Source organism: Leisingera sp. JC1 (assembly GCF_001679925.1).
GTDB lineage: Bacteria > Pseudomonadota > Alphaproteobacteria > Rhodobacterales > Rhodobacteraceae > Leisingera.
The window spans coordinates 26,074-51,387 of sequence record NZ_LYUZ01000046.1; the positions used below are offsets into that span (position 1 = coordinate 26,074).

Genomic DNA, 25,314 nt, shown 5'->3' on the forward strand with positions numbered 1-25,314 from the left:
GCTGTCCGGGGGCGAGAGTACCCTTAGCTGGCCGGTTGTCCAGCCAGCTCAATCACCGTCGCCACGTCACTGAGGCCGTAGCCGTTGAACTGCGTGCTCATGGCGGAGGAATAGGCGCCTAGCCCCGGAAACAGGACATAGTCGCCGGTGGCTGCATCGCAGGGTAGAGGCAGACCGTCCGGCAGCCTGTCCAGGCTGTCGCAGGTGGGGCCGAAAACCACCCGCGGCTTGCGCTCGCCCGTGCGATGCTTGCCATCGGAACCAACGACCTCAACCCGCCCCGGCAGGCCCATGTCCCGGATATCGACCAAGCCCCCATAGATCCCATCGTTGAGGAAGACCACCTCGCCTGCCTTGCGCATCCCCTTGATCCGCGCCGCCAGGGTAAAGCTTTCCGAGACCATGGCGCGCCCTGGCTCGCAGATCAGCTCCGGCTTCTCTGTGCCAAAGGCCGCATCTGCCGCTGCGCCGATGGCGGCAAAGACCTTCTCCAGGTCCGGCGCCACGCCGTCGCGGTTGGCGGCAAAGCCGCCGCCGACATTCAGGCGGGCGATCTGCACGCCGGCCTGATCAATGATCCGCTTGGCAGCGTGGACATATTCGACCCAGGCGCTCTCGTCCTCGCACTGGGTGCCGGGGTGGAAGCACAGCGCCGGGGTCCAGCCGCGGGCGGCCACCTGTTTCAGGAGTTCCACTGCCTCTTCCGGTTCAGCGCCGAACTTGCTGCCGAAATCATAGGCAGCGCCAGCAACCGGCAAGGCAAAACGCACAGCGATTTCACGAGAGCGCGGCACCGCATCCAGCTTCTCCAGTTCGCTCAGCTCATCCACCGACCAGCTGGCCACACCGTGTTCGATACCGGCAACGATCTCCGCCTCAGACCGCATCGGGTTGTTGTAGTGCATCACCGCGTCGGGGCTGGCGGCGCGCACCGCCTCCATTTCCGCGGGCGAAGCCACGTCGAAGGCGGTGATCCCCGCCGCCACCAGATTGGACAGGACCGCGGGATGCGGGTTTGCTTTGACCGCGTAGGTTACCAAACCCGGAAAGCCTGCCCGGAACCTCAGCGCCACCTCATGCAAGACCCGCGGCGAGAAATACAGGATCGGATGATCCGGCGCGCTGCGGGCAAGGTGGGATTCAGGCGAAAGCCATAGCGGAGGAATCTGCTGCATCGGGTAACCCTCATTCGTTTTACATATTTTGCGTGAAATGATCGTCGATTCCGGTCGGCACATTTACTATAGTGACGAAATCATCCGTCACATCGCAGGTATTTTATGCAATCCGACGAAACAGATCAGCGCCTTGTCACCCTGCTAAGGGAGAACGCCCGCCGCCCGGTGGCTGAGCTTGCCCGCCATCTGGGCCTGGCCCGAACCACAGTGCAGGCACGGATCGAGCGGCTGGAAACCACAGGTGTGGTCACCGGCTACACCCTGAAATCCTCCGCAGCTGCCCGCCCGCCGCTGCAGGCGACTGTCCTGATGTCAATCGAACCGCGATCCGGACCGGAGGTTCTGGCCCGCCTGCGCAGCCTGCCCGGCGTCGAGGTGGTACACACGACCTCCGGCCGGTTCGACCTGCTGGCACAGGTGGTGGCCCAAAGCACGGCTGAACTCGATGAAACCATCGACAGTATCGCAGAGGCGCGCGGCGTGCGCTCATCTGAGAGCCTGATTCATCTGGCCACCAAACTGGACCGGACCGGGCAGTAAGGCTCAGACAGTTCTCACATAGTCCAGCAGCCAGTCCCGGAACAGCTTTGCTGCGGGACGCATGGAGCCCCGGTCCGGATAGATCAGATGGTATGCCTCCTGCCCCGGCACTTCGACCTCCGGCAGGCAACGGACCAGCCCGGCGGCCCTAACCACTGCATCCGACGCTGGCGTCCGCGCCAGAGCAATCCCTAATCCCTGCGCCGACAGCTCTGCCGCCATCAAAGAATTGTCGGCAAAGAAATAGCGGGCTTGGCCGTGGGACAGGCGCAGGTTTTCAAACAGCTGCACCCAGCTGGCCCGATGAGTGGAGACCTCGATGAGGGTAAAACGGAACAGATCCTGGGGAGTTTGGATTTGCGTGGCAATCTCCGGCGGTGCCACCGGATAGAGCACCTCCCGCAGCAGCTCGTCGCCTTCGGTGCCGAACAGCGACGGGTTGCCAAAGACGATCTGCAAGTCGGTGAACTGGTTGGCAAAATCCGCCGCCATATTGCCTGTGCTGAGTGCCAAATTGACTTGGCTGTGCGCGGCTTGGAAGTCCGGCAGCCCGCGCGCCAGCACCCCATGGGCAAACAGCAGCACCGACTGCACAAACAGCCGCTGCTCGCGGCTTTCCCCGAACAGGCCAGTGGTGGCGGTTTCCAGCATCAAGAGCGACTGTTGCACTGAGGGCAAATAGGCCCGCCCGGCCTCCGTCAGCGTCACCGCATGGGCATGGCGCTGAAACAGCGGCGTGCCCAGTTGGGTTTCCAGCGCCTTTACCTGCTGGCTGACGGCAGCCGCCGACATGTTCAGCTGCGCCGCCGCGCGGGCAAAGCTTTCGGTGCGCGCCGCAGCCTCAAACACACGCAGCCAGTTCAGGGAGGGGATCCGGGTCGCCATGCGAGCAGGCTAAGCAAAACTTAGCCTTACCGGCAAGACATACCGTGCTGGGATTACCCGCCCCTCCCCTAGGGTTCATGGCAGCGAACACCCCGCTGCAACAGCGGCAACCCAACCAGCCAGATGAGAGACGAGACATGACAGGTCCCGCCAACGCGCCGCGCCCCAAGCGCAAGATTTGGAACTTCACACCGCAGCTGCCGATCCAGACGTCCCCCTATTGGGACTGGCCGATGAAGCCCTTGGCTTCGATCAAGTACCTGCTGCAAAGCTGGAACCCGCTGGCGCTGCGGGCGCTGTTGCTGGTATTTGCCATCATAACCTGGACTTTCTTCACCCCTTCGCTTGACAGGATTGCTACGCTCAGCTGGGATTGGGTGGCCGAGATCTGGTTCCGCAACTTCTGCATCCTGATGGTGGTGGCCGGCGGGTTGCATCTGGTGCTGTGGAAGTTCCGTACGCAGGCAGACGAATACCGCTATGACTTGCGCCCGATGATGAAAGGCGCCAAGGTCTTCACCTTCAAGAACCAGGTCTGGGACAACATGTTCTGGACCCTTGGCCCGGCACTCACCTTCTGGACCTTCTGGGAGAGCCTGATCTTATACGCCTATGCCAATGGCTGGGTCAAAATGATCACGCTGGAAGACAACCCCGTCACCTTCATTCTGATGACCATTTTCATTCCGATCTGGGCTGGCTTCCACTTCTACTGGCTGCACCGGCTGCTGCATGTGGGTGTGCTTTATACCAGGGTGCACGCCTGGCATCACCGCAACATCAACACCGGCCCCTGGTCCGGCCTGGCGATGCACCCGGTGGAGAGCTTCTTCCTGATGTTCGACACGATGATCTTCTTCCTCCTGCCCGGTCACCCGGTCCTGGCGATCTTCCTGCTTTTCCATCACGGCATCGGCGCTCCAACGTCACACGCCGGGTTTGAGCACCTGAAGCTGGGCAACAAGGCCAAATTCCTGGTTGGCGATTTCTTCCACCAGCTGCACCACCGGTTCTTCGACTGCAATTACGGCACCTGGGAAACGCCCTGGGACGAGTGGTTCAACACCTTCCATGACGGCACCGAAGAGGGCAACGAAATGGTCAAGGAACGCCGCCGCAAGATCTGGGCTGCCGAGTAACAGGCGTCACGGAACACCCTGCCGGGCCGCTTTGGCCCGGTCTTCCCATCTGAGAGACAGGCAGAACCCATGAAAAACATCTACACCTTCGGCCGCCGCCCGGCGCAGCGCAACTACACAGTCAAGGATCTGATCGGCCTCAAGAAAACCGGCGAGCGTCTGACCATGTGCAACCCGGCCAATGAGGCGGAGATCCAGGCCTGCGTCGATGCGGGTATTGACCTGCTGACCCTGTGGGACGTGCATCTGGACATGGCGCGTGAAATCGCTCCCACCCATTTTGCAGGCACCGCGATGAACTGGGGCCAATTCGCCACCAATGACGAGATCATGCGCCATGCCATCCAATGCATGGAAAACGGTGCGGATATGTATTTCACCAACCACTCCTATGACGTTGTGGAAATGCTGGCCAGGGAAAGCATCCCGGTGCAGGTGCACATGGGGCTGGTGCCTTCGCTCAGCCACTGGTGCGGGGGCTTGCGCGCCTTCGGCCGCACCGCGGAAGAAGCGATGCAGATCCATGAAACCTTCAAGCGTTACGAGAATGCCGGCGCCTTTGCCTGCGAGATCGAATGTGTGGCGGAGGACACCCTGCGGCTGCTCAATCACCGCACTTCCATCGTCACCATTTCCCTCGGCTCCGGCAATGCTGGCGATGTGATCTTTCTGTTCATGGCCGACATCTGCGGTGAAGCGGATAACCCGCCTCGCCACGCCCATGCCTTCCGGGACCTGGGCCGGCTTCACAGGCAAATGTATCAGGAGCGGGTGGAGGCATTGCAGGAGTTTCAGTCAGAGGTACGCGCCCGGAACTTCCCCTACAGGGCGCAAGCGATCTCTATGCACGAGGGTGAGTTGGACAAACTGCACGAGGCGCTGGACAAGATTTAACCTCCGCTGCACGAACAGCACCGGGCGACCCTTTGCACAGCAGAAAATCGTGCGCCCGGCCCGTACCGCGGAATGCGCGTCAGCAAGGGCCGGGCGTCTTTGGGTGCGGCGCCGGCCTCCGGCGCCTGAAACTCAGTGCACCCGGCGGAACCGCGAGGTGCATCGTGCAGATAAAACGCCACCGCCTGCTGATAGTTCCCGAAAACCTGCCGTTAACACCCGAAAATATGTGCCTCCCAGAGCGCGGGCGCTCCGCCTGCCAGCAGCCGCGCCTTAGGGTACTTTCCCTTTCCCGCCCCTTTCGGTAAGGGATAGCCCGACCCGAAATGACACCCACGCAGGATCGAGCGCATGGCGATGGAAAAGACATTCAACGCGGCGGAAGCCGAAAGCCGCCTTTACAAGGCCTGGGAAGAGGCCGGTTGTTTCAAGGCAGGCGCCAACGCCAAGCCGGAAGCCTCCACCTATTGCATCATGATCCCGCCGCCGAACGTCACCGGCGTACTGCACATGGGCCATGCCTTCAACAACACGCTGCAGGACATCCTGATCCGCTGGAAGCGGATGCAGGGCTTTGACACCCTTTGGCAGCCCGGCACCGACCACGCGGGTATCGCAACGCAAATGGTGGTGGAGCGCGAGCTGGCCAAGACCCAGCAGCCGTCGCGCCGCGAGCTGGGCCGCGAGAAATTCCTGGAAAAGGTCTGGGAGTGGAAGGAAAAATCCGGCGGCACCATCGTTGAGCAGCTGAAACGCCTCGGCGCCTCCTGCGATTTCTCCCGCACCGCCTTCACCATGGCAGGCGCCCAGGGCGACACCCGCACCGGCCACGAGAACTCCCCCAATTTCCACGACGCCGTGATCAAGGTGTTTGTGGAGATGTACAACAAGGGGCTGATCTACCGCGGCAAGCGGCTGGTCAACTGGGACCCCCATTTCGAAACCGCGATTTCCGACCTTGAGGTCGAGAACATCGAGGTCGCAGGCCACATGTGGCACTTCAAATACCCGCTGGCGGGCGGTGCCACCTACACTTACGTGGAGAAGGACGAGGACGGCAACGTCATCCTCGAAGAGGAGCGCGACTATATCTCCATCGCCACCACACGGCCTGAAACCATGCTGGGCGACGGCGCGGTGGCTGTGCACCCCTCGGATGAGCGTTATGCCCCTATCGTCGGCAAGCTGTGTGAAATCCCGGTCGGCCCCAAGGAGCACCGCCGCCTGATCCCGATCATCACCGATGAATACCCGGACAAGGATTTCGGCTCCGGTGCGGTCAAGATCACCGGCGCGCATGATTTCAACGACTATCAGGTCGCCAAGCGCGGCGGCATCCCGATGTACCGCCTGATGGACATGCGCGGCCAGATGCGGGCCGACGGCGCGCCTTATGCAGAGGCCGCAGGCATTGCCATGGCCGTGGCCAAGGGCGAGCAGACCCTGACTGAGAACGAGGCTGATGCCGTCAACCTGGTGCCGGATGACCTGCGCGGGCTGGACCGGTTCGAGGCGCGCAAACTGGTGGTCGAGCAGATCACCAGCGAGGGCCTGGCGGTGATGCACAGAGTGACCAAGACCGATCCTGAGACCGGCGAGGAGGTCCAGTTACAGGAGCCCTACGTCGAGAACAAGCCGATCATGCAGCCCTTCGGCGACCGCTCCAAGGTGGTGATCGAGCCGATGCTGACCGACCAGTGGTTCGTGGACGCGGAAAAGGTTGTCGGCCCGGCGCTGGATGCAGTGAAGAACGGCGATGTGAAGATCCTGCCGGAAAGCGGCGAGAAGACCTATTATCACTGGCTGGAAAACATCGAGCCCTGGTGCATCTCGCGCCAGCTGTGGTGGGGCCATCAGATCCCGGTTTGGTACGGGCCGAGCATCCGCATGCTTGAAGAGCCTCTGACAATTACTAGGAACCCTGACCCCGATGACATCATCGTAAGGCCTGTGGAAAGTTACGAGACGATCTGGACCTACGACTATCAGGAGCCAATTGCGTTCTGCGCCGCGTCTGAAAATGAAGCCATTGCGCTGATGCATGAGTACTATGCAGCAGAAAACGCAAAGCTAAAGGAACGTGGCACCAGCCTCGGTGTGCTTGGCATGAAAATCATGCCCACCCCTTTGAAAGAGGAAGATCAAACACAGCCTCGTGGGGCCACTCTCAATCTCTGGCGCGACCCCGACGTGCTGGACACCTGGTTCTCTTCCGGTCTCTGGCCGATCGGCACGCTGGGCTGGCCGGAATGGACCGAGGACACCAAGAAATACTTCCCGACCTCGACCCTAGTCACCGGTCAGGACATTCTGTTCTTCTGGGTTGCCCGGATGATGATGATGCAGCTGGCGGTGCTGGACGAAAGCCTGCCAGTCAAGGAGCGCATCCCCTTCGACACCGTCTACCTGCACGGGCTGGTGCGCGATGCCAAAGGCAAGAAGATGTCGAAATCCACCGGCAACGTTGTGGACCCGCTGGAGATCATCGAGGAATTCGGCGCCGACGCGCTGCGCTTCTCCTCCGCTGCCATGGCCGCACTGGGCGGCGTGCTGAAGCTGGATATGGAGCGGCTCAAGGGCTACCGGAACTTTGGCACCAAACTGTGGAATGCGGTGAACTTTGCCCATTTCAACAACGTCTATGACGAAACCGTCCCGGCCTACGCCTGCCCGGACGCCAAGGCGGCCGTGAACCAGTGGATCATCGGCGAAACCGCCAAGGTGCGGGTGGAAGTGGACGCCGCGCTCGAAGCCTACCGCTTCAACGACGCGGCCAATGCGCTTTATGCCTTTGTCTGGGGCAAGGTCTGCGACTGGTATATCGAGCTGTCGAAACCCCTGTTCGGCTCCGAGGATGAGGCGGTGATCGCAGAGACCCGCCAGACGCTGGGCTGGGTGCTGGATCAGTGCATGATCCTGCTGCACCCGATCATGCCCTTCATCACCGAAGAGCTGTGGGGCAACACCGCCAAGCGCGAAAACATGCTGGTGCATGCTGAGTGGCCCACCTACGGCACTGAGCTGGTGAACGCCGAGGCCGATGCCGAGATGAACTGGGTGATCACCGCGATTGAGAACATCCGCTCCACCCGCGCGCAGATGCATGTGCCGGCCGGTGCCAAGATCCCGATGGTCGTCACCGAATTCTCCGATCAGGCGCGCGCCGCCTGGGAGAAGAACGAGGCGATGATCCAGAAACTGGCCCGCATCACTTCGCTGGAACAGGTGGACAGCTTCCCCAAGGGCTGCGCATCGGTGGCCGCACCCGGTGCCTCCTTTGGCCTGCCGCTGGCGGATGTGATCGACGTGGATGCGGAAAAGGCGCGTCTGGAGAAAACCCTGGGCAAGCTGGCCAAGGAACTGGGCGGTCTGCGCGGACGGTTGAACAACCCGAAATTCGCGGCCTCCGCGCCGGAAGAGGTTGTGGCGGAAGCCCGCGAGAACCTGGCGGCACGCGAGGAAGAGGAAGCCAAGGTCAAGGAAGCGCTGGCACGTCTTGCCGAGATCGGCTGATCCCGCTGAAAAACACCTTCGAAACGCCCGCCCCTTCGGCGGGCGTTTTGCTGTTCGCTGCAGCGTGTTGAAACCATTCTGATTTTCATCAGTACGGGGAAATTCCTGGTAACCGCCCCATTGTCTTTGCGGCGGTTTTGTATCAGCCTGCCGTCAACCATAAGAACAAGGGAGGCTGCAGCCATGCCCAATGAAACCACCCCCAAGGGATACTGGGTGGCCCATGTGGATGTGAACGACATGGAGCGCTATCAAGCCTATATCAAGGCAGCGCGGCCGGTGCTGGAGGAGTACGAAGCCAAGTTCCTGATCCGCGGCGGCGAGCGGGAAGTGCGTGAAGGCGCGTTCAAGGCCCGCACCGTTGTCCTTGAATTCAAGGATTTCGAAACCGCTAAAGCCTGCTATGATTCCGTGGCTTATCAGAACGCCAAGGCCTTTCGCGATCTGGTCTCGACGGGTGATATGCACATCATCGAAGGGTACGGCGGCTGAAGCCGTCTGCCCTGCTGCTCTGCCAGAGGTCTGCCGATGCCCTTGCTCAAGAAATTCTTTCAAGCGTTCCGCCCGTCTGAGCCGCCCGCCCTTCCCGACCCGGATGCCGAACTGGCGCTGGGGGCGCTTTTGGTGCGGGTGGCGCAATCAGACCGTGACTACAAGCTGGAGGAGATCAGCCTGATCGACCGGATCCTGGCGCGGCTTTACCAGCACAACGCGATTGAGGCCGCCAAGGTGCGCGCCACCTGCGAAAAACTGCACGCCGCGGCCCCCGAGACCGACACTTTTGGCAGGCTGATCCGCGAAACCACGGGGCTGGAGGAACGGCTGGCAGCGCTGGATGCGCTGTGGGAAGTCGTGCTGGCGGACGGCAATGAGCATGAAGGCGAAATCACCATCATCGAAGACGCCCGCAAGGCGATGGGCCTTTCCTATTCCGACAGCCAGAAGGCGCGCGCCCGCGCGGTGGCGAAATCCCCCCCCACAGCGGAGGACAGCTGATGTTCAAGGAACTGCTGAACCGGCTGCTGGAGCCAGCGCCCGCGCAGCTGGACGACGAAGGTGCAAAACTGGCACTGACGGCGCTGCTGGTGCGGATTGCCCGCTCAGACCACAATTATTCCGAGGTGGAGAAGGACCGCATCGACCGCATCCTGACCACCCGGTACGGGCTGGACACCGGCGGTGCGCTGATCCTGCGCGAACAGGCTGAGGCGATGGAGGCCGAGGCGCCGGATACCGTCCGCTTCACCCGCGCCATCAAGGATGCGGTGGCTTATGAGGACCGCACTGGCGTGATTGAGGCGCTTTGGCAGGTCGCGCTGGCCGACGGGCACCGGGACGCAAACGAAGACGCGCTGCTGCGGCTGTCTGCCAGCCTGCTGGGGGTTTCGGACGTGGACAGCGCCATGGCGCGCAAACGGGCGGAGGCGGCGAAATGATTGCCCATCTAGGCATGTATGACCGCCCGGAAACCGCAGCGGCCAACGATAAACTCTGGGCGGAGATCCGCAAACACCTGAGCGGCGGTCCGGATGAGCTGACCCGCGGCGCCGATTTCTGGCAGGTCTGGAAATCCCCGGATCTGCTGCTGTCGCAAACCTGCGGCTGCCCCTACCGCACCCGGCTTTATGGCGAGGTGGAACTTGTGGGCACACCCGACTACGGCCTGCCCGGCTGTGAGCCGGGCTATTACAACAGCGTCTTTGTCGCCCGGCAGGAAGACGCAGGCCAGCCGATCTCTGCCTTTGGCGGGCGCCGGTTTGCCTACAACGAATCCCTGTCGCAATCAGGCTGGGCCGCGCCGATGGTGCATCTGCACGACCGCAGCATTCTGCCCGGTGCACTGGTCGAAACCGGCGGTCACCGGCTGTCTGCCGAAGCAGTTGCCGAAGGCCGTGCCGATTTCGCCTCGCTCGATGCGCTGACATGGGAACTCATCCGCGAGCACGACGCATTTGCTGCCGGCCTGTGCGAGATCGAGCGCACAGAACCGACACCCACCCTGCCCTATATCACCGCCCTTGGCCGGGATACGGGTGAACTGTTCACTGCCATTGAAACCGCCATCCGGGAATTGGATGCGGAGACCAAGGCGTGTTTGCATCTGAAAGGCCTCGTGCAGTTTACCCCCAGCGACTATCTGGCGGTGCCGACCCCGCCCGGCCCGGTGCTGACCGAACAGCGCATCCGCGCGGCGGAGCTGACGTAGCGCCCCTTCCGAAATGTGCCGCCGGACCCGCCATTTTGACACCTCAGGTGCCAGCTTGTGCGGTTTGAACGTTGCATTCGGTCTTTTTTTCGGTCCAATAAGAACGAATTTCCACTCACAGGGACAAAGACACCTTGACCGATACAACGCCCGTTCTGCAAATCCGCGGCCTGCATAAATCCTATGGCGAGCTGGAAGTGATCAAAGGCGTCGACATCACCGCCAGGAAGGGCGACGTGGTGTCGCTGATCGGGTCCTCGGGGTCTGGAAAGTCCACTTTGCTGCGCTGCTGCAACCTTCTGGAAGACAGCCAGCAGGGTGAAATCCTGTTCAAGGGCGAGCCGATTACCTGGACCGGCCAGGGTCTGGCGCGCCGTCCGGCCGACGCCAAGCAGGTTCTGCGCATCCGTACCAACCTTTCGATGGTGTTCCAGCAGTTCAATCTTTGGGCCCATATGACCATCCTGCAAAACGTGATGGAGGCGCCGGTCACCGTGCTGGGCCGCGACAAGGCCGAGGTCGAGGAGAAGGCCCGCTATTACCTGGCCAAGGTCGGCATCGGCGACAAATGCGACGTCTACCCGGCGCAGCTGTCCGGCGGCCAGCAACAGCGCGCGGCGATTGCCCGGGGCCTGTGCATGGAGCCCGAGGCGCTGCTGTTCGACGAACCCACGTCTGCGCTGGACCCTGAGCTGGAGCAGGAAGTCGTGAAGGTGATCAAGGATCTGGCCGCCGAAGGCCGCACCATGCTGATCGTGACCCACGACATGAAGATGGCGGCTGATGTGTCCAGCCACGTGGTGTTCCTGCACCAGGGCCTGATCGAGGAAGAAGGCACGCCGGATGACGTCTTTGGCGGCACCCGCTCCGAACGGTTGCGCGCGTTCTTGTCATCTACCCGCCACGAGCAATAATAACGAAGTCAATAACCAACCAAAAATGGGAGTAACTTGATGAAATCTCTGATCCTTGGCACCGCCGCCCTGGCGCTGACCGCGGGCATGGGCCTGGCGGACACCGTGCGCCTGGGCACCGAAGGCGCCTATGCGCCGTGGAACTTCGTCAACGACGCCGGCGAGATCGACGGCTTCGAGCGCGAACTGGGCGATGAGCTGTGCAAGCGCGCCGAACTGACCTGCGAGTGGGTCAAGAACGACTGGGATTCGATCATTCCGAACCTGGTTTCCGGCAACTACGACACCATCATCGCCGGCATGTCGATCACCGACGAGCGCGACGAAGTCATTGACTTCACCCAGCCCTACACGCCGCCGGATCCGTCCGCCTATGTGGCGCAGTCGGCTGACGTCGACCTGGCAGGCGGCGTGATCGCGGCCCAGGCCACCACCATCCAGGCGGCCTTCATCGCCGAGCAGGGCTGGACCCTGGTCGAATTCGCAACCCCGGAAGAAACCGTCGCAGCCGTGCGCAACGGCGAAGCTGACGCGGTTCTGGCCGATAAGAGCTTCCTCGACACCGTGGTTGGCGACGACCTGGTGATGCTGGAGAAATCCGAATCGCTGGGCGGCGGCGTTGGCATGGGCTTCCGCGAGTCGGATGCAGAACTGCGCGGCAAGTTCGACGCGGCAATCCAGTCGATGAAAGACGACGGCTCGCTGAACGAACTGATCGCCAAGTGGGAAGTGTCCTCCCAGTGGTAATCTGATCCTGTTTCAGGATCTTGCAGGCCCGCGTGTCGCGGCACGCGGGCCTCATTCATTCGCTTCCGGCGCCCAAGGCCCCGGGCGTGAGCTCAGAAAGACAGGGTACATATGTTTTCCTATTGCACGGACCCATCCACGCTTGAGGGGCTGAGCTGGCTCAGCTGCTACCTGACCACCGGCAAGCATGTGAACCTTTACATCTCGGTCTTTGTGGTGCTGACCCTGCTGGCGATCACCGCGCCGGTTGCACTGCTGTTCGGTTTCGGCGCTGCCAGTGCTGCCCGCTCGAAGTTCCTGCCACTGCGCTGGTTCGGCAAGGGCTACACCAGCATCGTGCGCGGCGTGCCGGACATTGCCTTCTTCCTGTTCTTCGTCATCGCGCTTGATCAAGCGTTTGAATGGATGCGCCACAAGGTGAAATGCCCCGACTGGGATCAGCCGATCCGCCAGGGTATCGACTTTGTGGTCTGCGACGCGGCCAAGCTGCCGCTCTCCACCTCGCCGCAATGGGTGCATGAGACCTACGGCTTCTTCCTGGCGGTGCTGACCTTCTCCATCGTCTTTGGCGCTTTTGCCGCCAACGTCCTTTACGGTGCCATGCGCGCCGTGCCGCGCGCCCAGATCGAAACCGCCGAGGCCTATGGCATGACCCACCGCCAGGCGTTCTGGCGCATTCTGGTGCCGCAGATGTGGGTCTATGCCCTGCCCGGCCTGTCCAACCTGTGGATGGTGCTGATCAAATCCACGCCGCTCTTGTTCCTGCTGGGGGTTGAGGACATCGTCTATTGGGCGCGCGAACTGGGCGGCACCAAGACTGCACGCTTCACCGATTACCCGCACCCGAACTGGCATGTCTGGTATTTCGCGGCGCTGCTGGTGTTCTACCTCTGCTTCACCAAAGTCTCCGAGATTGTTTTGGACCGCATCATGACCCGCCTGACCAAGGGCCAGGCCACCGCAGCAGGTGAAGCACAAAGAAAGGCAGCGGCATGAGTTGCGTTGAAACCATCCAGGCCTATGCCTTCCGCTCCCTGGGCTTTGGCGAACGGCTGCTGCCGCGCGGCGAATATACCCTGTGCGAGCATTTCACCCTGATCGGCTCCGGCCTGATCTGGAACGTCTATTTCGGCGCGCTGGCGCTGCTGACCGGCTTCTTCCTTGCAATGGCATTGGCAGTCGGCAAGTCCAGCCCCAACCCGCTGTGGCGCAAGCCCGCGGAGTGGTTCATCTTCGTGTTCCGCGGCAGCCCGCTGTTCATCCAGTTCTTCTTCGCCTACGCCTGTTTCCTCAGCCTTAAGGGCGTCTCCAGCTTCTTTGACCCGTTCACCTCCGCCTGGCTGGGGGCGCTGGTCGTGCTGTTCTGCAATACCGCGGCCTACTCGGGCGAGATCTTTTACGGCGCGCTCCTGTCGATCCCCAAGGGCGATATCGAGGCCGCCGACGCCTATGGCATGACCGGCTGGAACCGCTTCCGCCGCATCACCTTCCCGACCATGCTGCGGCTTGCCTGGCCTGCCTACACCAACGAGGCGATCTTCCTGTTCCACGCAACCACGCTGGTGTTCTTTTCCGGCTTCCCGGCCTGGCGGCAGCAGGGCGACGCGCTTTATTACGCCAGCTATTTCGCGGACAAGACCTTCAACCCGTTTGTCCCCTACCCGATCCTGGCCTTCTACTTCATACTGCTGACGCTGGTGATCATTTCCCTGTTCGGCTTTGTGAACCGGCGGCTGAACCGCCACCTGCCGCAAGAACGGCGCGCCAAGCCGAGGCTGAGGATCAGCCTGATCCGTTAATCACAAAATGGCTCCTTCGGGAGCCATTTTTGTTTTGAACAAAGCTGCGGCCAGCTGCTCCGCTTGGCCTGATGCGCCCGCCAGCACTGGCAATCCACCAGCGGTGCGGCCACCGCACCAAACTTTTGATCAAATTATCTTGGCGAATGGATTTCCATAGGCTAGGGTTGGCGCAACGCACTTATGGAGCCCCAAATGGACTTGCCCGGACTCAAGACAATCCGCATTGCCGCCTGTGACATGAACGGCCAGATGCGCGGCAAGCGGCTGCCCGCAAGCCAGGCAGGCAAGCTGGAAAGCGGCGGTGCACGGATGCCGGTTTCCGCCCTCAACGTCGACCTTTGGGGCCGCGATGTCGAAGACAGCCCGCTGGTCTTTGAGACCGGCGATGCCGATGGCGTCATGCTGCCCACCGAGCGCGGCCCGGTGCCGATGCCCTGGCTCAAGACCGCCTCGGCACTGGTGCCGATGGCAATGTACTGGGAAGATGGCTCCCCCTTCCTCGGCGATCCCCGCCATGTGCTGGGTGAGGTGCTGTCGCGCTACACCGCGCGCGGCTGGACTGTTGTCGCTGCGACCGAGATGGAATTCAGCCTGCTGGACGACAGCGGCGCCCGCCCGGCCCCGCCGATCGATCCGCTCACAGGGCGCGAGCTGGATCAGCAATCGGTGCTGTCGATTGCCGAACTCGATGCCTTTGACGAGTTTTTCTCCGACCTCTACGAGGGCGCTGAGGCGATGGGCATTCCCGCCCAGGACGCCATCTCCGAGGCCGGCCTCGGGCAGTTCGAAATCAACCTCCTCCACCAGGAGGCGATGCGCGCCGCAGATGATGCGTGGCTGTTTAAGGCCTTGGTCAAAGGGCTTGCCCGCAAACACGGATTTGCCGCGACCTTCATGGCCAAACCCTATGCCGAGGAAGCCGGCAACGGCATGCATGTGCATTTCTCGGTCGAGGATCAGGACGGCAACAACATCTTTGACGACGGCAGTGACAAAGGGTCTGATCTGCTGATGCACGCGGTTGCCGGCTGTCTGGCAGCGATGCCCGCCAGCTCGCTGATCTTTGCCCCGCACGGCAACTCCTATGACCGGCTGGTGCCCGGCGCCCACGCCCCGGTCAGCGCCGCTTGGGCGTATGAAAACCGCACTGCCGCCATCCGTATTCCCGGCGGCAGCCCCAAGGCGCGCCGGATCGAACACCGGGTCGCAGGCGGCGACATCAACCCCTACCTGATGCTTGCCACAGTTCTCGGCGCGGCCTTGGCCGGGATTGAGGACAAGATGCAGCCGCCAGCGCCTTCCGAGGGCAACATTTATGAGATTGAGGGCCTGCCGCAGTTGGCCGCCGACTGGGAGACCGCGATCAACTGGTTTGACACCGACCCGCTGATTGCACGCATCCTGCCGGACCTCGCCATCCGCAACCTTGTGATGACCAAGCGGCAGGAACTCATGGGCTTTGCGGAACGCCCTAAGGAGAGCCATTGGCTGTCCTGGCTAGAGGCGGTATAAACCCGCTTTGCCTGCGGCGCCCGGCAAGCCCCTTGCCCGCCCCGGCATCCTCGGCTAGGCTCAATTTGATCAAATTTGGTGACACATGAAAATCGGCATCCTGCAAACCGGCCACTCTCCCGAAGATCTGTTCGGAAACTTCGGCGACTACGACGCCATGTTCCGCGACATGCTGGACGGCAACGGGTTTGAGTTTCAGACTTGGGCGGTTGTGGACGGTATCCTGCCTGACGGGCCTCAGGACGCCGACGCCTGGCTGATCACCGGCTCCAAGCACGGCGCCTATGAAGACCACGCCTGGATCCCGCCGCTGGAGGATCTGATCCGCGCCATCCATGCACGCAAACAGCCGCTGGCCGGCATCTGCTTCGGCCATCAGATCATCGCACAGGCGCTTGGCGGCAAGGTCGAAAAGTTCGAGGGCGGCTGGGCCGTCGGCCCGGTCACCTATCAGGTGGACGGCAAGAATCTGACCCTGAACGCCTGGCACCAGGACCAGGTGGTGAAACTGCCCGAAGACGCCCGCGTGCTGGGCGGCAATGATTTTTGCCGGAACGGCATCCTCGCCTATGGCGACCACATCATCTCCTGGCAGCCCCACCCCGAATTCCCCAATGCCTTCGTCGGCGGCCTGATCGAAAAGCGCGGCCGCGGCGTGGTGCCCGACGACCTGCTGGACCGTGCAGCCGCTGAGCTGGACACCCCCGTGGACAACCAAGATATCGCAACCCTCCTCGCAGAATTTTACAGGAAAGAGAGGACCTAATGTCAGCCTGGCTCGACACCCTTCCCGAAGCAGCAAAAGCCTATCTGGAGGGGCGTCGTCTCGACGAAGTCGAATGCGTTATCTCGGACCTTCCCGGTATCGCCCGTGGCAAGGCGGTACCGGCATCGAAATTCGCAAAGACCGATTACTTTCATCTGCCCGACAGCATCTTCTACCAGACCATCACCGGGGACTGGGCCGATGCCGCGGATGAAGACGGCTGGATCGAAAAGGACATGACGCTGAAACCGGACATGTCGACGGCCACCGCTGCGCCCTGGACCGGTGACTGGACCCTGCAGGTGATTCACGACGCTTATGACCGGCATGATCAGCCGATCCCCTACAGCCCGCGCAACGTGCTGAAGCGGGTGGTGCAACTGTACCGCGACAAGGGCTGGAAACCGGTTGTGGCGCCGGAGATGGAGTTCTTCCTGGTTGCCCGCAACATCGACCCGGCCAAGGAGATCGAGCCGATGATGGGCCGCTCCGGCCGCCCGGCAGCGGCGCGGCAGGCCTATTCGATGACCGCGGTGGACGAGTTCGGACCCGTCATCGACGACATCTACGACTTTGCCGAGGCGCAGGGCTTCGAGATTGACGGCATCACCCAGGAGGGCGGCGCCGGCCAGCTGGAGATCAACCTGCGCCACGGCGATCCGGTCAAGCTGGCCGATGAGGTGTTCTACTTCAAGCGCCTGATCCGCGAGGCGGCACTGCGCCACGACTGCTTTGCCACCTTCATGGCCAAGCCAATCGAGGATGAGCCGGGCTCGGCCATGCATATCCACCATTCGATCCTGGATGTGGAATCCGGCCAGAACATCTTCTCCGGCCCGCAGGGCGGCGAGACGGATGCGTTCTACAACTTCATCGCCGGTTTGCAGAACCACCTGCCTGCCGGTCTGGCTGTGATGGCGCCCTATGTGAACTCCTACCGCCGCTACGTGAAGGACCACGCCGCGCCGATCAACCTGGAATGGGCGCGCGACAACCGCACCACCGGCATCCGCGTGCCGCTGTCTGGACCCGAGGCCAGGCGGGTGGAGAACCGCATCGCCGGCATGGACTGCAACCCCTACCTGGGCATCGCCCTGTCGCTGGCCTGCGGCTATCTCGGCCTGATCAACGAGGAACGCCCGCGCAAGCAGTTCAAGGGCGACGCCTATGAGGGCGAAGGCGATATCCCGCAGGTGATGGGCCAGGCGCTGGACCTGTTCGACGAGGCCAAGGAGCTGCACGAGGTTCTGGGTCCGGACTTTGCCCGCGTCTACTCAATCGTGAAGCGCGCGGAGTATGAGGAGTTCCTGCAGGTCATCTCCCCCTGGGAGCGCGAGCATCTGCTGATGAACGTCTGAAGCCTCTGGCGCTGCACCGCGGTGCAGCGCCAGTGCAATTGATTATCCGGACAAAGAAGAACAGCGGGATCCCTTCCGGGAACTCCCGCCAACAGGTGAGGTGCGGGATGGCGATGAACCTGCTCTATTCCAATGACCGCAAAGGCGAATATCCAAACAGCTGGTATGCGGCGACCGCTGCGCCGCTGGAGCGGTTTCCGGCGCTGAAAAACGATGTAAGGGCGGACGTCTGCATCGTTGGAGGCGGCTACACGGGCCTGTCCGCCGCATTGCATCTGGCGGAGGCCGGCCTGTCCGTTGTGCTGCTGGAGGCGCAGCGGGTGGGCTTTGGCGCCTCTGGCCGTAACGGCGGCCAGCTGGGCAGCGGTCAGCGGATGGAGCAGGACGGGCTGGAAAAGCTGGTCGGTTTGGACGATGCCCGCAAGCTCTGGGATCTGGCCGAGGGCGCCAAGGACCTTGTGAAGGATCTGGTGGCCCGCCACGGCATCGAATGCCACCTGAAGCCCGGCGTCTCGCACGCCTGTTTCTCCAAGGGGGAGACCTCGCATGAGCACGCCTATGCGGAACATCTGCAAACCCGCTACGGCTATGATCAGATCGAACTGCTGGACCGGGACGCGATGCAGGCGCTCTGCCCGTCACCTGCCTACGTTGGCGGCTCCCTCGACATGGGCGCGGGCCATCTGCACCCGCTGGCTTATGTGCTGGGCCTGGCCCGCGCAGCTGCCGCTGCCGGAACTGTGATCCACGAAGACAGCGAAGTTCTGGACATTCAGGAAGGCAGCCAGTTGCGTGTCCGCACCGCGGGCGGCACCGTAACAGCAGACCACCTGGTCCTGGCTTGCAACGGCTACCTCGGCGGGCTGAACGGCCAGGTTGCGGCACGGGTGATGCCGATCAACAACTTCGTGGTGGCAACGGAACCGCTGGGGGATGACGCCGCCCGGGTGCTGACCCGTGACGTCGCCGTCGCGGACACCAAATTCGTGGTCAACTACTTCCGCCTCAGCCACGACAAGCGGCTGCTGTTCGGCGGCGGTGAAAGCTATGGCTACCGCTTCCCCTCCGACATCCAGGCCACCGTGCGAAAGCCGATGGCTGAGATATTCCCGCATCTGAAGGATGTGAAGATCGACTATGCCTGGGGCGGCACTCTGGGCATCACTATGAAACGGATGCCCTACCTGGCACGGCTGGCGCCCAATGTTCTGACCGCCTCAGGCTACTCCGGCCACGGTGTCGGCACTGCGACCCATGCGGGCCAGCTGATGGCGCAGGCGATCCAGGGACAGGCTGAGGGGTTTGATACCCTGGCCCGCGTCCCTGCCCCGCGCTTCCCCGGCGGGCCGCGGATGCGCTCGCCGCTGCTGGTGCTGGCGATGACCTGGTTTGCCATGCGCGACCGGCTGGGCGTCTGAGCCGGTTTCCGCGCAACTCCGCAACAATTCTGTGAAATTTTGCCGGGCGCAGCAGATTCCGCCGCGTCCGGTCTTGGCATCCTGAAATCTTAGTTTTACATTTCCCAAAGCAACAATTCAGGATTTTGAAATATGGCTCTGCCGCCCAACGTTCATGACGCTGAACCCATTCCCGCAGCCGCCCGCGACGCAATCGACGCTCTGATGCAATCGGGTGACCTGTTCCGCTACACCGCGCCCCAGGATGCGCCGGTCACGCTGCTGGAACAGGAATACGCGGAGCTTCTGGGCAGCAAATATGCGCTGGCGGTTTCCTCCTGCTCAGCAGCACTGTTCCTGTCGCTCAAGGCGCTTGGCCTGCCCCGCGATGCCCGCGTGCTGATCCCGGCCTTCACCTTTGCTGCCGTGCCCTCCTCTGTCGTGCATGCCGACTGTGTGCCGGTGCTGTGCGAGGTGGCTGACAACTACCGTATCGACATGGCTGATTTCGAGGCCAAGCTGGACAATGTACAGGCAGTGATCATCAGCCATATGCGCGGCCATACTTCTGACATGGACGCGATCATGGCGCTGTGCGATGCCCGCGGCATCCCGGTGGTCGAGGATGCAGCCCATTCGCTTGGCACCACCTGGAACGGCCGGAACATCGGCACCCTCGGCAAGGTGGGCTGTTTCTCCTTCCAGTCCTACAAGATGGTCAACGCCGGCGAAGGCGGCATCCTGATCACCGACGACGCCGACCTGATCGCCCGCGCCGTGATCATGTCCGGTGCCTATGAGCACAACTGGAAAAAGCACAAAGGCCCGCATGGAGAAAACACCCCGGACCTGGAGCAAGCCTTTGCCAAGTGGCAGAACCAGCTGCCGCTCTATAACCTGCGGATGAGCAACCTGTCCGCCGCGGTGATCCGCCCGCAGCTGCCGGAACTGGCGCGCCGTGTGCGTGACGGTCTCGCCAACCACGACTATGTGGCGGAGCGGCTGAACGCCTCCCCCTTCTTTGACGTGCCTGCACCGCTGGGGCCGGAGCGCCGGGCACCGGATTCGATCCAGTTCAACCTAGTGGAACTGAGCGAAGCCCAGACCCGCGCCTTTGCCGCCGCAGCAGAGGCCAAGGGCGTCAAGGTACAAGTCTTCGGGCTGTCCACCGACAACGCCCGCGCCTTCTGGAACTGGCAGTTCCTGGGCAACGTCCCTGAGCTGCCCCGGACCCGTGACATGCTGATGAAGGCCTGCGACGTGCGCCTGCCGGTGCGGCTGACCCGGGCGGAACTGGACGTGATTGCGGACATCCTGCTGGCTGCCGCTCAGGAAACAATGGGCAAGGCTGCCGCCTGAGAACGACAGTGCTTTAGCGAGTTCCTGCCCCGGCCTCCGCGCCGGGGCTTTTCGCGATTGCAATCCAGGCTTGTGCCGTCCACGGTGCCGCTCATGAAAGGCCCATTGAAATTCAAACGGCGCCCGGCCACCGCGCTGGTGGCTATGGCAAACTCCCTGAGCATGGGCGATGCCGTCCCCGGTGATGAGCTGCGCCAGATAATTGGCGCGGTTGTGCCTGACCGCGCGGAACGGGCGGCGCTGCTCGCCGCGCTCCGCGCGTCGAACGACCCGGACTGCGGCCTGGCCGTGGCCGACCTGCTGACTGCCTATGCCACCGAGGCGGCAAAGGCGGAAGCCCAGGCCCGCGACGCGGATCAGGTTATCGGCCAATGGGCGCAGCGTCTGGCCGCCGGCGCGCTGCTGGCAAGCTTTGGCGCGGCAATTGCCGGCACGGTGGCTGGCGGGCTGGCCTTTGGCCTCACGTTGCTGTCGTTTTCGGGTTTCATTTTCGCAACCGCCTCTCGCATCGGCGGGCGGGGAAAGATGCGCCGCCGCGCACAAGACCGGGACAGCGCCGACTCGCTGGCCCGCCATGTGCTGGAAGCAGGCAAACTGAAGCAGGAGGGGAAGTGATATGGAATTTTCAGCTTTCTTCCCCTATATTGGCAGTGCAACCGGAGAAACGCATGTTTGAAGCCATGGGACTTGAGACTGTCATCGTCAGCACGATCATCGGCGCCTGCGCCCTGTCTTTCGGCGCCAGCGCCTATCTTTTCATGCGCGCGCGTCCGCAACCGGCGGCAAAAGATCTGGACAAGATCGTGAAGAACGCCCCCTATCACCGCCTGCATAACGTGCTGAAGGTCGAGGCCGGGTCCTGAACCGCTCCCTTCAGTGACCGCGCAACAAAAAGCCCCCGCCGAACCGGACAGGGGGCTTATCTGTGACTGTTGCTGTCAGCGCCGGGCGCTTCGCGTCATTTCATCTTCGACAGTTTTTCCTGCAGCGCTGCCAGCTGTTTCTTGATGTCGTCCAGATCCTCGCCGCTGCCCTCGGATTTCTCTTCCTCAGCACCGCCGGTCCAGCCCGCAGCACCGAAACCGCCGGTCATCGCCTTCAGGAACGCCTCCTGCTGCGCTTTCATCGCCTCGAACCCCGGCATCTTGGACATCGGGTTCATGGCGTTCATGTTCTCCATCATCTTCGACTGGCTTTCGCGGAGCATGTCAAAGGACGTCTGCAGGAACTGCGGCATCACCCCGCCGCCCGGCACCATATAGCTGCGCACCAGGTCGTTCAGCACATTGACCGGCAATACGTTTTCGCCCCGGCTCTCATGCTCGGCAATGATCTGGAGAAGATACTGGCGGGTCAGGTCGTCACCGGTTTTCAGGTCGACGATCTGCACCTCGCGGCCTTCCCGGATGAACCCCGCGATATCCTCCAGCGTGACATAATCGCTGGTCTCGGTGTTATAGAGCCGCCGGCTCGCATACCGTTTGATCAGCAAGGGTTTGTCCTGATCTGCCATGTGTTCCCTCCCCGGTCATGACGCATTGCAGCGAAGCCTATGCCAGTGCAGAACAAAAGGGAAGCCTTGGCGTGTTTTCCGCAACAATTGTTCTGTACACCCCTGCAGCATCTGCATCAAAAGCCGCTTGACCTGAACCCGGCTTGAGCTTTTATCAGTACCCCCGCACCAGAATTTTGAGCGGGAGCACACAGCAATGAACATCCTGATCCTGGGCGGCACCGGCTCCATCGGCACCGCCGTCACCCGGGAACTGGTCCGCCATGGCCACAATGTCACCGGACTCAGCCGGTCTAAAGCCTCGGACCGCAAGCTGGAAGCCCTGGGCGCCTGCCCCCTGCGCGGCGATCTGCGCGCACCCGGCCCCTGGGTGCGCGAAGCGGCCCGCACGGATGGCTTGATCCAGCTGGCCGCAACGTTTGAGGACGACATGGCTGAGGCCGATACTTCAGCCATCACCGCGATCCTGCAGCAAGCCGCCCTGCGCCCGCAGCCGCTGCGGATGATTTACACCGGCGGATGCTGGCTCTATGGCGCCACTGGCAGCCGCGTTGCCGATGAGACCAGCCCGATGCGGCCGATCAAGCCGTTTGCCTGGATGCAGAGGAACGCCCGCAGGGTGCTGGACGCCCCTGAGGTCTCCGCGGCGGTGATCCACCCGGCATTGGTCTACCACGAAGACGGCGGCGCCTTCTCACGCTACCTGGCGGCTGCCAGCGAAGCCAAACCATTCGAGATCTGGGGCAGCATCTCCACCCGCTGGCCGCTGATCCAGCGTGAAGATCTGGCCCGCGCCTACCGGCTGCTGCTGGAAAATCCGAGCCTCACAGGCCATTTCAACGCCAGTGCCCAGGACGGCGTGCCGGTGGCTGAGATAACCCGCGAGATTGCCCGCCGCCGCGGCCATGACGGCGGCTATGTGGTGCGCAGCCTGAAACATGTGCTGATCAAATACGGCGACTGGGCCGAAGGTCCGACACTGGACCAGCAGATGGGCTCGGGCAAGCTGCGCGATCTGACCGGCTGGCAGCCGCAGTTCGTCAGCTTCCGTGATGCGCAGTTTTAAAACCCGGGCAGAACCCCTTGAAGAAAATATCATATTTTTTGCATCTAAATTTTCGAAAAGACTCTCAATATGATATAATGAACATCAAGTCTTTGAGTCTGTGGTGGCAGGGAATATGGCTGACCAAGGGGACAGACAGAGACAAGCTGCCATTCTGATCGCTGACGTGGCCGGGTTTTCCGCGATGGTGGAAACCGGGGAACCCGAGGCTGTTGCGGCCGTGCGGAAACTAGCGGACCAGATCATCGTGCCCGCTGCGCGTCAGTATTCAGGCCAGCTTGTCAAAACACTGGGGGACGGTTTCCTGCTGGAATTTCCCTCCTCCCTGCAGGCTGTCAAAGCAGCCCTGCTGATATCCAGGAAATCAACGGGCCAGGCAGCCAGCCCGGGGCCCAAGCGTCTGGCCTTGCGCATGGGCATCCACACCGGAAATGTGATCTCATCCGGAGACGACCTGTTCGGCAACTGCGTCAACATCGCCGCGCGGCTCGAAAGCCTTGCCGGACCTGGTGAAATCTGTGTCTCCGGCACCGTGCAGGAACAGGTCCGCGGGCGGATCAATGCCGCCTTCGATGACCTGGGCCTGCAGGTCATCCGCAACATCTCCGATCCGGTGCGGATTTTCCGCATTGCCGAAAACACCATGCCGCAGCTGGATCCCGAAGGCCCGGCCTATGAAATTTCTGTTGCGGTTCTGCCGTTTGCCGGAAAACCTGATGTGTCGGACACTGCAAGCGGCCTGGCAGAATCCCTGACCGAAGACATCACAATCGGCCTCTCCCGCTTTCGCGAACTACGGGTGATATCCCGCACAACCGCACTGCGCTATGCCCGCCGCGCTTCTGAGACTTCCATGGCCGCGGTTGAGCTGGGGGTGCGCTACCTGGCCGAGGGCACAGTGCGGCAGCTGCCGGACAAACTGCGGATTGCCGTCTCTCTGGCAGATGGGATCAGCGGCTCTACGCTGCTCAGCGAGCAATACCATCTGGCGGCCGGCGCTGATATCAGCCAGCAGGATGCCCTGACCCGGCAGATCACACAAACCCTGACCGGGCAGCTGCAAGCCACCGCAAAGCGGAAATCGGCCGCTCTGCCTGCAAGCGGCGCCCCTATGACTGCCCGGGATCTTGTGCTGAAGGCAAAGGCGCTGATCCTGGATACCCGTGACGCACTGCTGCAATGCCGCAGCCTGTACCAGCAGGCCAGCGACGCCGACCCCGGTAATGCCACGGCCTGTTCCGGTCTCGCGCTCACTTACCTGGTGGAATGGATGAGCGGCTGGGGCAAATCGCCTGGTGATACCCTGGACCGGGCCTTCCCGCTGCTGCGCCGTGCCGCCCGCATCGACCCTTTGGACAGCGTCGTGCAGCGCCGCCTGGCCGTCATGCATCTGTTCAAGGGGGAGTTTTCCCTGGCAGAGGACCATTTCCAGCGCGCCCTGGCGCTCAACCCGAATGACACGGACGCCATAGCCTTCCGCGGCTTGGCAATGGTCTATCAGGGCAAACCGGAACAAGCGCTCGCCGAGCTTGAAGAGGCCACAGCGCGCAACCCGTTCCATCCAACCTATTTCCATTGGTTCAAGGGACTGGCGCTGTACATGTGCCAGGAATACCAGCCGGGCATCTCTGAGGTGAACAAGGCGGTCGGGCTATTCCCCGGCTTCCCCGCGCCCCGCCGCCATCTGGCGGCCTGCTACGGCCAGTTAGGTGACCAGGCTGCCGCAGCCCAGGAATGTGGGCGCATCCTGCAGCTGGAACCCGGTTTCTCCGTCACCCGCATCCGCAGCACGCTGCCCTTCGCCAGGCCAGAAGACCTGGAGCATTACTGCGACGGGCTGCGCCGCGCCGGGCTGCCCGAGTGAGAGGTGAAATCCGGGTGATCCCTGAAATGCAAAAGGACAGGCCTTGCGGCCTGCCCTTCTTCACGGTCCGGCTCCGTCAGGGAGGAGAGCGAGGGCCGGATCGTGGTCGTTCTTACTTGGCTGCTGCCGAAGCTTTCTTCGCTGCGGAGGTCACCTCTTCGGTGGCCTTTTTCACGGCAGCGGTTGCTTCTTCGGTTGCGTCTTTGCCAGCAGCCATCAGCAGCTCAACGGTGTCCATCTGAACCTTCTTTGCCACTTCGGCGAAGGCAGCCATGTTCTCGGCAGCCACTTCAGCGGAAGCGGAAGCAAAGTCGGTTGCGGCTTTTGCGTAGTCGGCCGGCTCTGCTTTGACTTTGGAAACGTCGCCCAGCTTGGCGATGGTTTCTTTGGTCCACTTGTTGGAGATCTCGGCGGATTTGCCGGCTGCGTCCAGGGCAACAGCGGACAGCTTCTCGTTCAGAGCTGCGGTGTTCTTGAATGCGTCTTCCATCGCTTTGGTGTCGACCGGGAAGGCGCCCATGAAGTCTTTCATCATCGCGGTGAAGTCTTGGGTCTTTGCCATAGTTCTAATTCCTCAGAAAGCTGCAGCAGGACCATCCTGCGCTCTTAGCATGAGAGGAATATGCGTGCCGCACCGCAGCATTTCAAGGATTTTTTGCTG

The 25,314-nt window shown here is 62.2% G+C and carries 25 protein-coding genes; 21 read left to right on the forward strand and 4 right to left on the reverse strand.

The window, feature by feature from the left end; genetic code table 11:
* Window positions 1-23 precede the first annotated feature (23 nt).
* On the reverse strand, window positions 24-1,175 hold the full coding sequence (locus tag A9D60_RS05105; protein ID WP_065266600.1) for a type III PLP-dependent enzyme: 1,152 nt from the start codon (window positions 1,173-1,175) through the stop codon (window positions 24-26).
* A gap of 105 nt (window positions 1,176-1,280) precedes the next feature.
* On the opposite strand from A9D60_RS05105, the gene A9D60_RS05110 reads away from it, so the two are divergent.
* A complete protein-coding gene (locus A9D60_RS05110) occupies window positions 1,281-1,718 on the forward strand; it encodes an Lrp/AsnC family transcriptional regulator (RefSeq protein ID WP_065266601.1) in 438 nt (145 codons plus the stop codon).
* 3 nt (window positions 1,719-1,721) lie between these two features.
* Here A9D60_RS05110 and A9D60_RS05115 read toward each other — a convergent pair whose 3' ends face one another.
* Window positions 1,722-2,603 (reverse strand): LysR family transcriptional regulator, encoded by an 882-nt coding sequence (locus A9D60_RS05115; RefSeq protein ID WP_065266602.1) that lies wholly within the window; start codon window positions 2,601-2,603, stop codon window positions 1,722-1,724.
* A gap of 137 nt (window positions 2,604-2,740) precedes the next feature.
* Here A9D60_RS05115 and A9D60_RS05120 point away from each other — a divergent pair, with 137 nt between their 5' ends.
* The 18 genes from A9D60_RS05120 to A9D60_RS05205 all read left to right on the forward strand — a co-directional run bounded on the left by A9D60_RS05120 (window position 2,741) and on the right by A9D60_RS05205 (window position 21,073).
* Window positions 2,741-3,742 (forward strand): sterol desaturase family protein, encoded by a 1,002-nt coding sequence (locus A9D60_RS05120; protein WP_065266603.1) that lies wholly within the window; start codon window positions 2,741-2,743, stop codon window positions 3,740-3,742.
* Between the two features lie 69 nt (window positions 3,743-3,811).
* Complete coding sequence (locus tag A9D60_RS05125; RefSeq protein WP_065266604.1) at window positions 3,812-4,636, forward strand: 3-methyl-2-oxobutanoate hydroxymethyltransferase; 825 nt, start codon at window positions 3,812-3,814, stop codon at window positions 4,634-4,636.
* A 351-nt stretch (window positions 4,637-4,987) separates the two neighbouring features.
* Window positions 4,988-8,149 (forward strand): valine--tRNA ligase, encoded by a 3,162-nt coding sequence (locus tag A9D60_RS05130; RefSeq protein ID WP_065266605.1) that lies wholly within the window; start codon window positions 4,988-4,990, stop codon window positions 8,147-8,149.
* A gap of 183 nt (window positions 8,150-8,332) precedes the next feature.
* A complete protein-coding gene (locus A9D60_RS05135) occupies window positions 8,333-8,641 on the forward strand; it encodes a DUF1330 domain-containing protein (RefSeq protein ID WP_019295581.1) in 309 nt (102 codons plus the stop codon).
* A gap of 42 nt (window positions 8,642-8,683) precedes the next feature.
* The gene (locus A9D60_RS05140) at window positions 8,684-9,145 is read left to right on the forward strand and encodes a TerB family tellurite resistance protein (protein ID WP_065266686.1); all 462 of its coding nucleotides are present in this window, start codon (window positions 8,684-8,686) and stop codon (window positions 9,143-9,145) included.
* Entirely contained in the window at window positions 9,145-9,585 is a 441-nt protein-coding gene (locus tag A9D60_RS05145; protein ID WP_065266606.1) for a TerB family tellurite resistance protein, read from the forward strand. Before A9D60_RS05140 ends, A9D60_RS05145 begins: the two co-directional genes overlap by 1 nt.
* On the forward strand, window positions 9,582-10,355 hold the full coding sequence (locus A9D60_RS05150) for a phosphate/phosphite/phosphonate ABC transporter substrate-binding protein (protein ID WP_065266607.1): 774 nt from the start codon (window positions 9,582-9,584) through the stop codon (window positions 10,353-10,355). Before A9D60_RS05145 ends, A9D60_RS05150 begins: the two co-directional genes overlap by 4 nt.
* 134 nt (window positions 10,356-10,489) lie before the next feature.
* Window positions 10,490-11,269: an ABC transporter ATP-binding protein gene (locus tag A9D60_RS05155; protein WP_065266608.1), complete on the forward strand. Its 780-nt coding sequence runs from the start codon at window positions 10,490-10,492 to the stop codon at window positions 11,267-11,269.
* Between the two features lie 39 nt (window positions 11,270-11,308).
* Window positions 11,309-12,016, forward strand: a complete 708-nt coding sequence (locus A9D60_RS05160) for a transporter substrate-binding domain-containing protein (RefSeq protein WP_039186325.1) — start codon at window positions 11,309-11,311, stop codon at window positions 12,014-12,016.
* Between the two features lie 111 nt (window positions 12,017-12,127).
* Complete coding sequence (locus A9D60_RS05165) at window positions 12,128-13,012, forward strand: ABC transporter permease (RefSeq protein ID WP_065266609.1); 885 nt, start codon at window positions 12,128-12,130, stop codon at window positions 13,010-13,012.
* Window positions 13,009-13,815 carry an ABC transporter permease gene (locus A9D60_RS05170; RefSeq protein WP_065266610.1) on the forward strand — a complete coding sequence of 269 codons (807 nt, stop codon included), beginning with the start codon at window positions 13,009-13,011 and terminating at the stop codon, window positions 13,813-13,815. The genes A9D60_RS05165 and A9D60_RS05170 overlap by 4 nt, the downstream gene beginning before the upstream one ends.
* Window positions 13,816-14,010: 195 nt before the next feature.
* On the forward strand, window positions 14,011-15,330 hold the full coding sequence (locus tag A9D60_RS05175) for a glutamine synthetase family protein (RefSeq protein ID WP_065266611.1): 1,320 nt from the start codon (window positions 14,011-14,013) through the stop codon (window positions 15,328-15,330).
* Between the two features lie 85 nt (window positions 15,331-15,415).
* Window positions 15,416-16,096: a type 1 glutamine amidotransferase gene (locus A9D60_RS05180; RefSeq protein ID WP_065266612.1), complete on the forward strand. Its 681-nt coding sequence runs from the start codon at window positions 15,416-15,418 to the stop codon at window positions 16,094-16,096.
* Window positions 16,096-17,454 carry a glutamine synthetase family protein gene (locus tag A9D60_RS05185; RefSeq protein WP_065266613.1) on the forward strand — a complete coding sequence of 453 codons (1,359 nt, stop codon included), beginning with the start codon at window positions 16,096-16,098 and terminating at the stop codon, window positions 17,452-17,454. Before A9D60_RS05180 ends, A9D60_RS05185 begins: the two co-directional genes overlap by 1 nt.
* Before the next feature lie 107 nt (window positions 17,455-17,561).
* Window positions 17,562-18,872: an NAD(P)/FAD-dependent oxidoreductase gene (locus tag A9D60_RS05190; protein WP_175392895.1), complete on the forward strand. Its 1,311-nt coding sequence runs from the start codon at window positions 17,562-17,564 to the stop codon at window positions 18,870-18,872.
* Between the two features lie 132 nt (window positions 18,873-19,004).
* A complete protein-coding gene (locus tag A9D60_RS05195; RefSeq protein WP_065266614.1) occupies window positions 19,005-20,210 on the forward strand; it encodes a DegT/DnrJ/EryC1/StrS family aminotransferase in 1,206 nt (401 codons plus the stop codon).
* 93 nt (window positions 20,211-20,303) lie between these two features.
* Window positions 20,304-20,825 carry a hypothetical protein gene (locus A9D60_RS05200; RefSeq protein ID WP_254656629.1) on the forward strand — a complete coding sequence of 174 codons (522 nt, stop codon included), beginning with the start codon at window positions 20,304-20,306 and terminating at the stop codon, window positions 20,823-20,825.
* Between the two features lie 53 nt (window positions 20,826-20,878).
* A complete protein-coding gene (locus A9D60_RS05205; RefSeq protein ID WP_065266616.1) occupies window positions 20,879-21,073 on the forward strand; it encodes a hypothetical protein in 195 nt (64 codons plus the stop codon).
* 95 nt (window positions 21,074-21,168) lie between these two features.
* Here A9D60_RS05205 and phaR read toward each other — a convergent pair whose 3' ends face one another.
* Window positions 21,169-21,723: a polyhydroxyalkanoate synthesis repressor PhaR gene (gene phaR / locus A9D60_RS05210; protein ID WP_065266617.1), complete on the reverse strand. Its 555-nt coding sequence runs from the start codon at window positions 21,721-21,723 to the stop codon at window positions 21,169-21,171.
* 196 nt (window positions 21,724-21,919) lie between these two features.
* Here phaR and A9D60_RS05215 point away from each other — a divergent pair, with 196 nt between their 5' ends.
* Both A9D60_RS05215 and A9D60_RS05220 read left to right on the forward strand, forming a co-directional pair.
* On the forward strand, window positions 21,920-22,789 hold the full coding sequence (locus A9D60_RS05215) for an NAD-dependent epimerase/dehydratase family protein (protein WP_065266618.1): 870 nt from the start codon (window positions 21,920-21,922) through the stop codon (window positions 22,787-22,789).
* Between the two features lie 115 nt (window positions 22,790-22,904).
* Complete coding sequence (locus A9D60_RS05220; RefSeq protein WP_083194103.1) at window positions 22,905-24,653, forward strand: adenylate/guanylate cyclase domain-containing protein; 1,749 nt, start codon at window positions 22,905-22,907, stop codon at window positions 24,651-24,653.
* Window positions 24,654-24,765: 112 nt separating this feature from the next.
* Here A9D60_RS05220 and A9D60_RS05225 read toward each other — a convergent pair whose 3' ends face one another.
* Window positions 24,766-25,215 carry a phasin family protein gene (locus tag A9D60_RS05225; RefSeq protein ID WP_039190717.1) on the reverse strand — a complete coding sequence of 150 codons (450 nt, stop codon included), beginning with the start codon at window positions 25,213-25,215 and terminating at the stop codon, window positions 24,766-24,768.
* Between the last annotated feature and the right edge of the window lie 99 nt (window positions 25,216-25,314).

What these genes read in the sequence shown, in the direction of transcription:
- A9D60_RS05105 (WP_065266600.1), bottom strand. Translation starts at nt 1,175, where the DNA reads ATGCAGCAGATTCCTCCGCTATGGCTTTCGCCTGAATCCCACCTTGCC.
- A9D60_RS05110 (WP_065266601.1), top strand. Translation starts at nt 1,281, where the DNA reads ATGCAATCCGACGAAACAGATCAGCGCCTTGTCACCCTGCTAAGGGAG.
- A9D60_RS05115 (WP_065266602.1), bottom strand. Translation starts at nt 2,603, where the DNA reads ATGGCGACCCGGATCCCCTCCCTGAACTGGCTGCGTGTGTTTGAGGCT.
- A9D60_RS05120 (WP_065266603.1), top strand. Translation starts at nt 2,741, where the DNA reads ATGACAGGTCCCGCCAACGCGCCGCGCCCCAAGCGCAAGATTTGGAAC.
- A9D60_RS05125 (WP_065266604.1), top strand. Translation starts at nt 3,812, where the DNA reads ATGAAAAACATCTACACCTTCGGCCGCCGCCCGGCGCAGCGCAACTAC.
- A9D60_RS05130 (WP_065266605.1), top strand. Translation starts at nt 4,988, where the DNA reads ATGGCGATGGAAAAGACATTCAACGCGGCGGAAGCCGAAAGCCGCCTT.
- A9D60_RS05135 (WP_019295581.1), top strand. Translation starts at nt 8,333, where the DNA reads ATGCCCAATGAAACCACCCCCAAGGGATACTGGGTGGCCCATGTGGAT.
- A9D60_RS05145 (WP_065266606.1), top strand. Translation starts at nt 9,145, where the DNA reads ATGTTCAAGGAACTGCTGAACCGGCTGCTGGAGCCAGCGCCCGCGCAG.
- A9D60_RS05150 (WP_065266607.1), top strand. Translation starts at nt 9,582, where the DNA reads ATGATTGCCCATCTAGGCATGTATGACCGCCCGGAAACCGCAGCGGCC.
- A9D60_RS05160 (WP_039186325.1), top strand. Translation starts at nt 11,309, where the DNA reads ATGAAATCTCTGATCCTTGGCACCGCCGCCCTGGCGCTGACCGCGGGC.
- A9D60_RS05165 (WP_065266609.1), top strand. Translation starts at nt 12,128, where the DNA reads ATGTTTTCCTATTGCACGGACCCATCCACGCTTGAGGGGCTGAGCTGG.
- A9D60_RS05170 (WP_065266610.1), top strand. Translation starts at nt 13,009, where the DNA reads ATGAGTTGCGTTGAAACCATCCAGGCCTATGCCTTCCGCTCCCTGGGC.
- A9D60_RS05175 (WP_065266611.1), top strand. Translation starts at nt 14,011, where the DNA reads ATGGACTTGCCCGGACTCAAGACAATCCGCATTGCCGCCTGTGACATG.
- A9D60_RS05180 (WP_065266612.1), top strand. Translation starts at nt 15,416, where the DNA reads ATGAAAATCGGCATCCTGCAAACCGGCCACTCTCCCGAAGATCTGTTC.
- A9D60_RS05185 (WP_065266613.1), top strand. Translation starts at nt 16,096, where the DNA reads ATGTCAGCCTGGCTCGACACCCTTCCCGAAGCAGCAAAAGCCTATCTG.
- A9D60_RS05190 (WP_175392895.1), top strand. Translation starts at nt 17,562, where the DNA reads ATGGCGATGAACCTGCTCTATTCCAATGACCGCAAAGGCGAATATCCA.
- A9D60_RS05195 (WP_065266614.1), top strand. Translation starts at nt 19,005, where the DNA reads ATGGCTCTGCCGCCCAACGTTCATGACGCTGAACCCATTCCCGCAGCC.
- A9D60_RS05200 (WP_254656629.1), top strand. Translation starts at nt 20,304, where the DNA reads ATGAAAGGCCCATTGAAATTCAAACGGCGCCCGGCCACCGCGCTGGTG.
- A9D60_RS05205 (WP_065266616.1), top strand. Translation starts at nt 20,879, where the DNA reads ATGTTTGAAGCCATGGGACTTGAGACTGTCATCGTCAGCACGATCATC.
- phaR (WP_065266617.1), bottom strand. Translation starts at nt 21,723, where the DNA reads ATGGCAGATCAGGACAAACCCTTGCTGATCAAACGGTATGCGAGCCGG.
- A9D60_RS05215 (WP_065266618.1), top strand. Translation starts at nt 21,920, where the DNA reads ATGAACATCCTGATCCTGGGCGGCACCGGCTCCATCGGCACCGCCGTC.
- A9D60_RS05220 (WP_083194103.1), top strand. Translation starts at nt 22,905, where the DNA reads ATGGCTGACCAAGGGGACAGACAGAGACAAGCTGCCATTCTGATCGCT.
- A9D60_RS05225 (WP_039190717.1), bottom strand. Translation starts at nt 25,215, where the DNA reads ATGGCAAAGACCCAAGACTTCACCGCGATGATGAAAGACTTCATGGGC.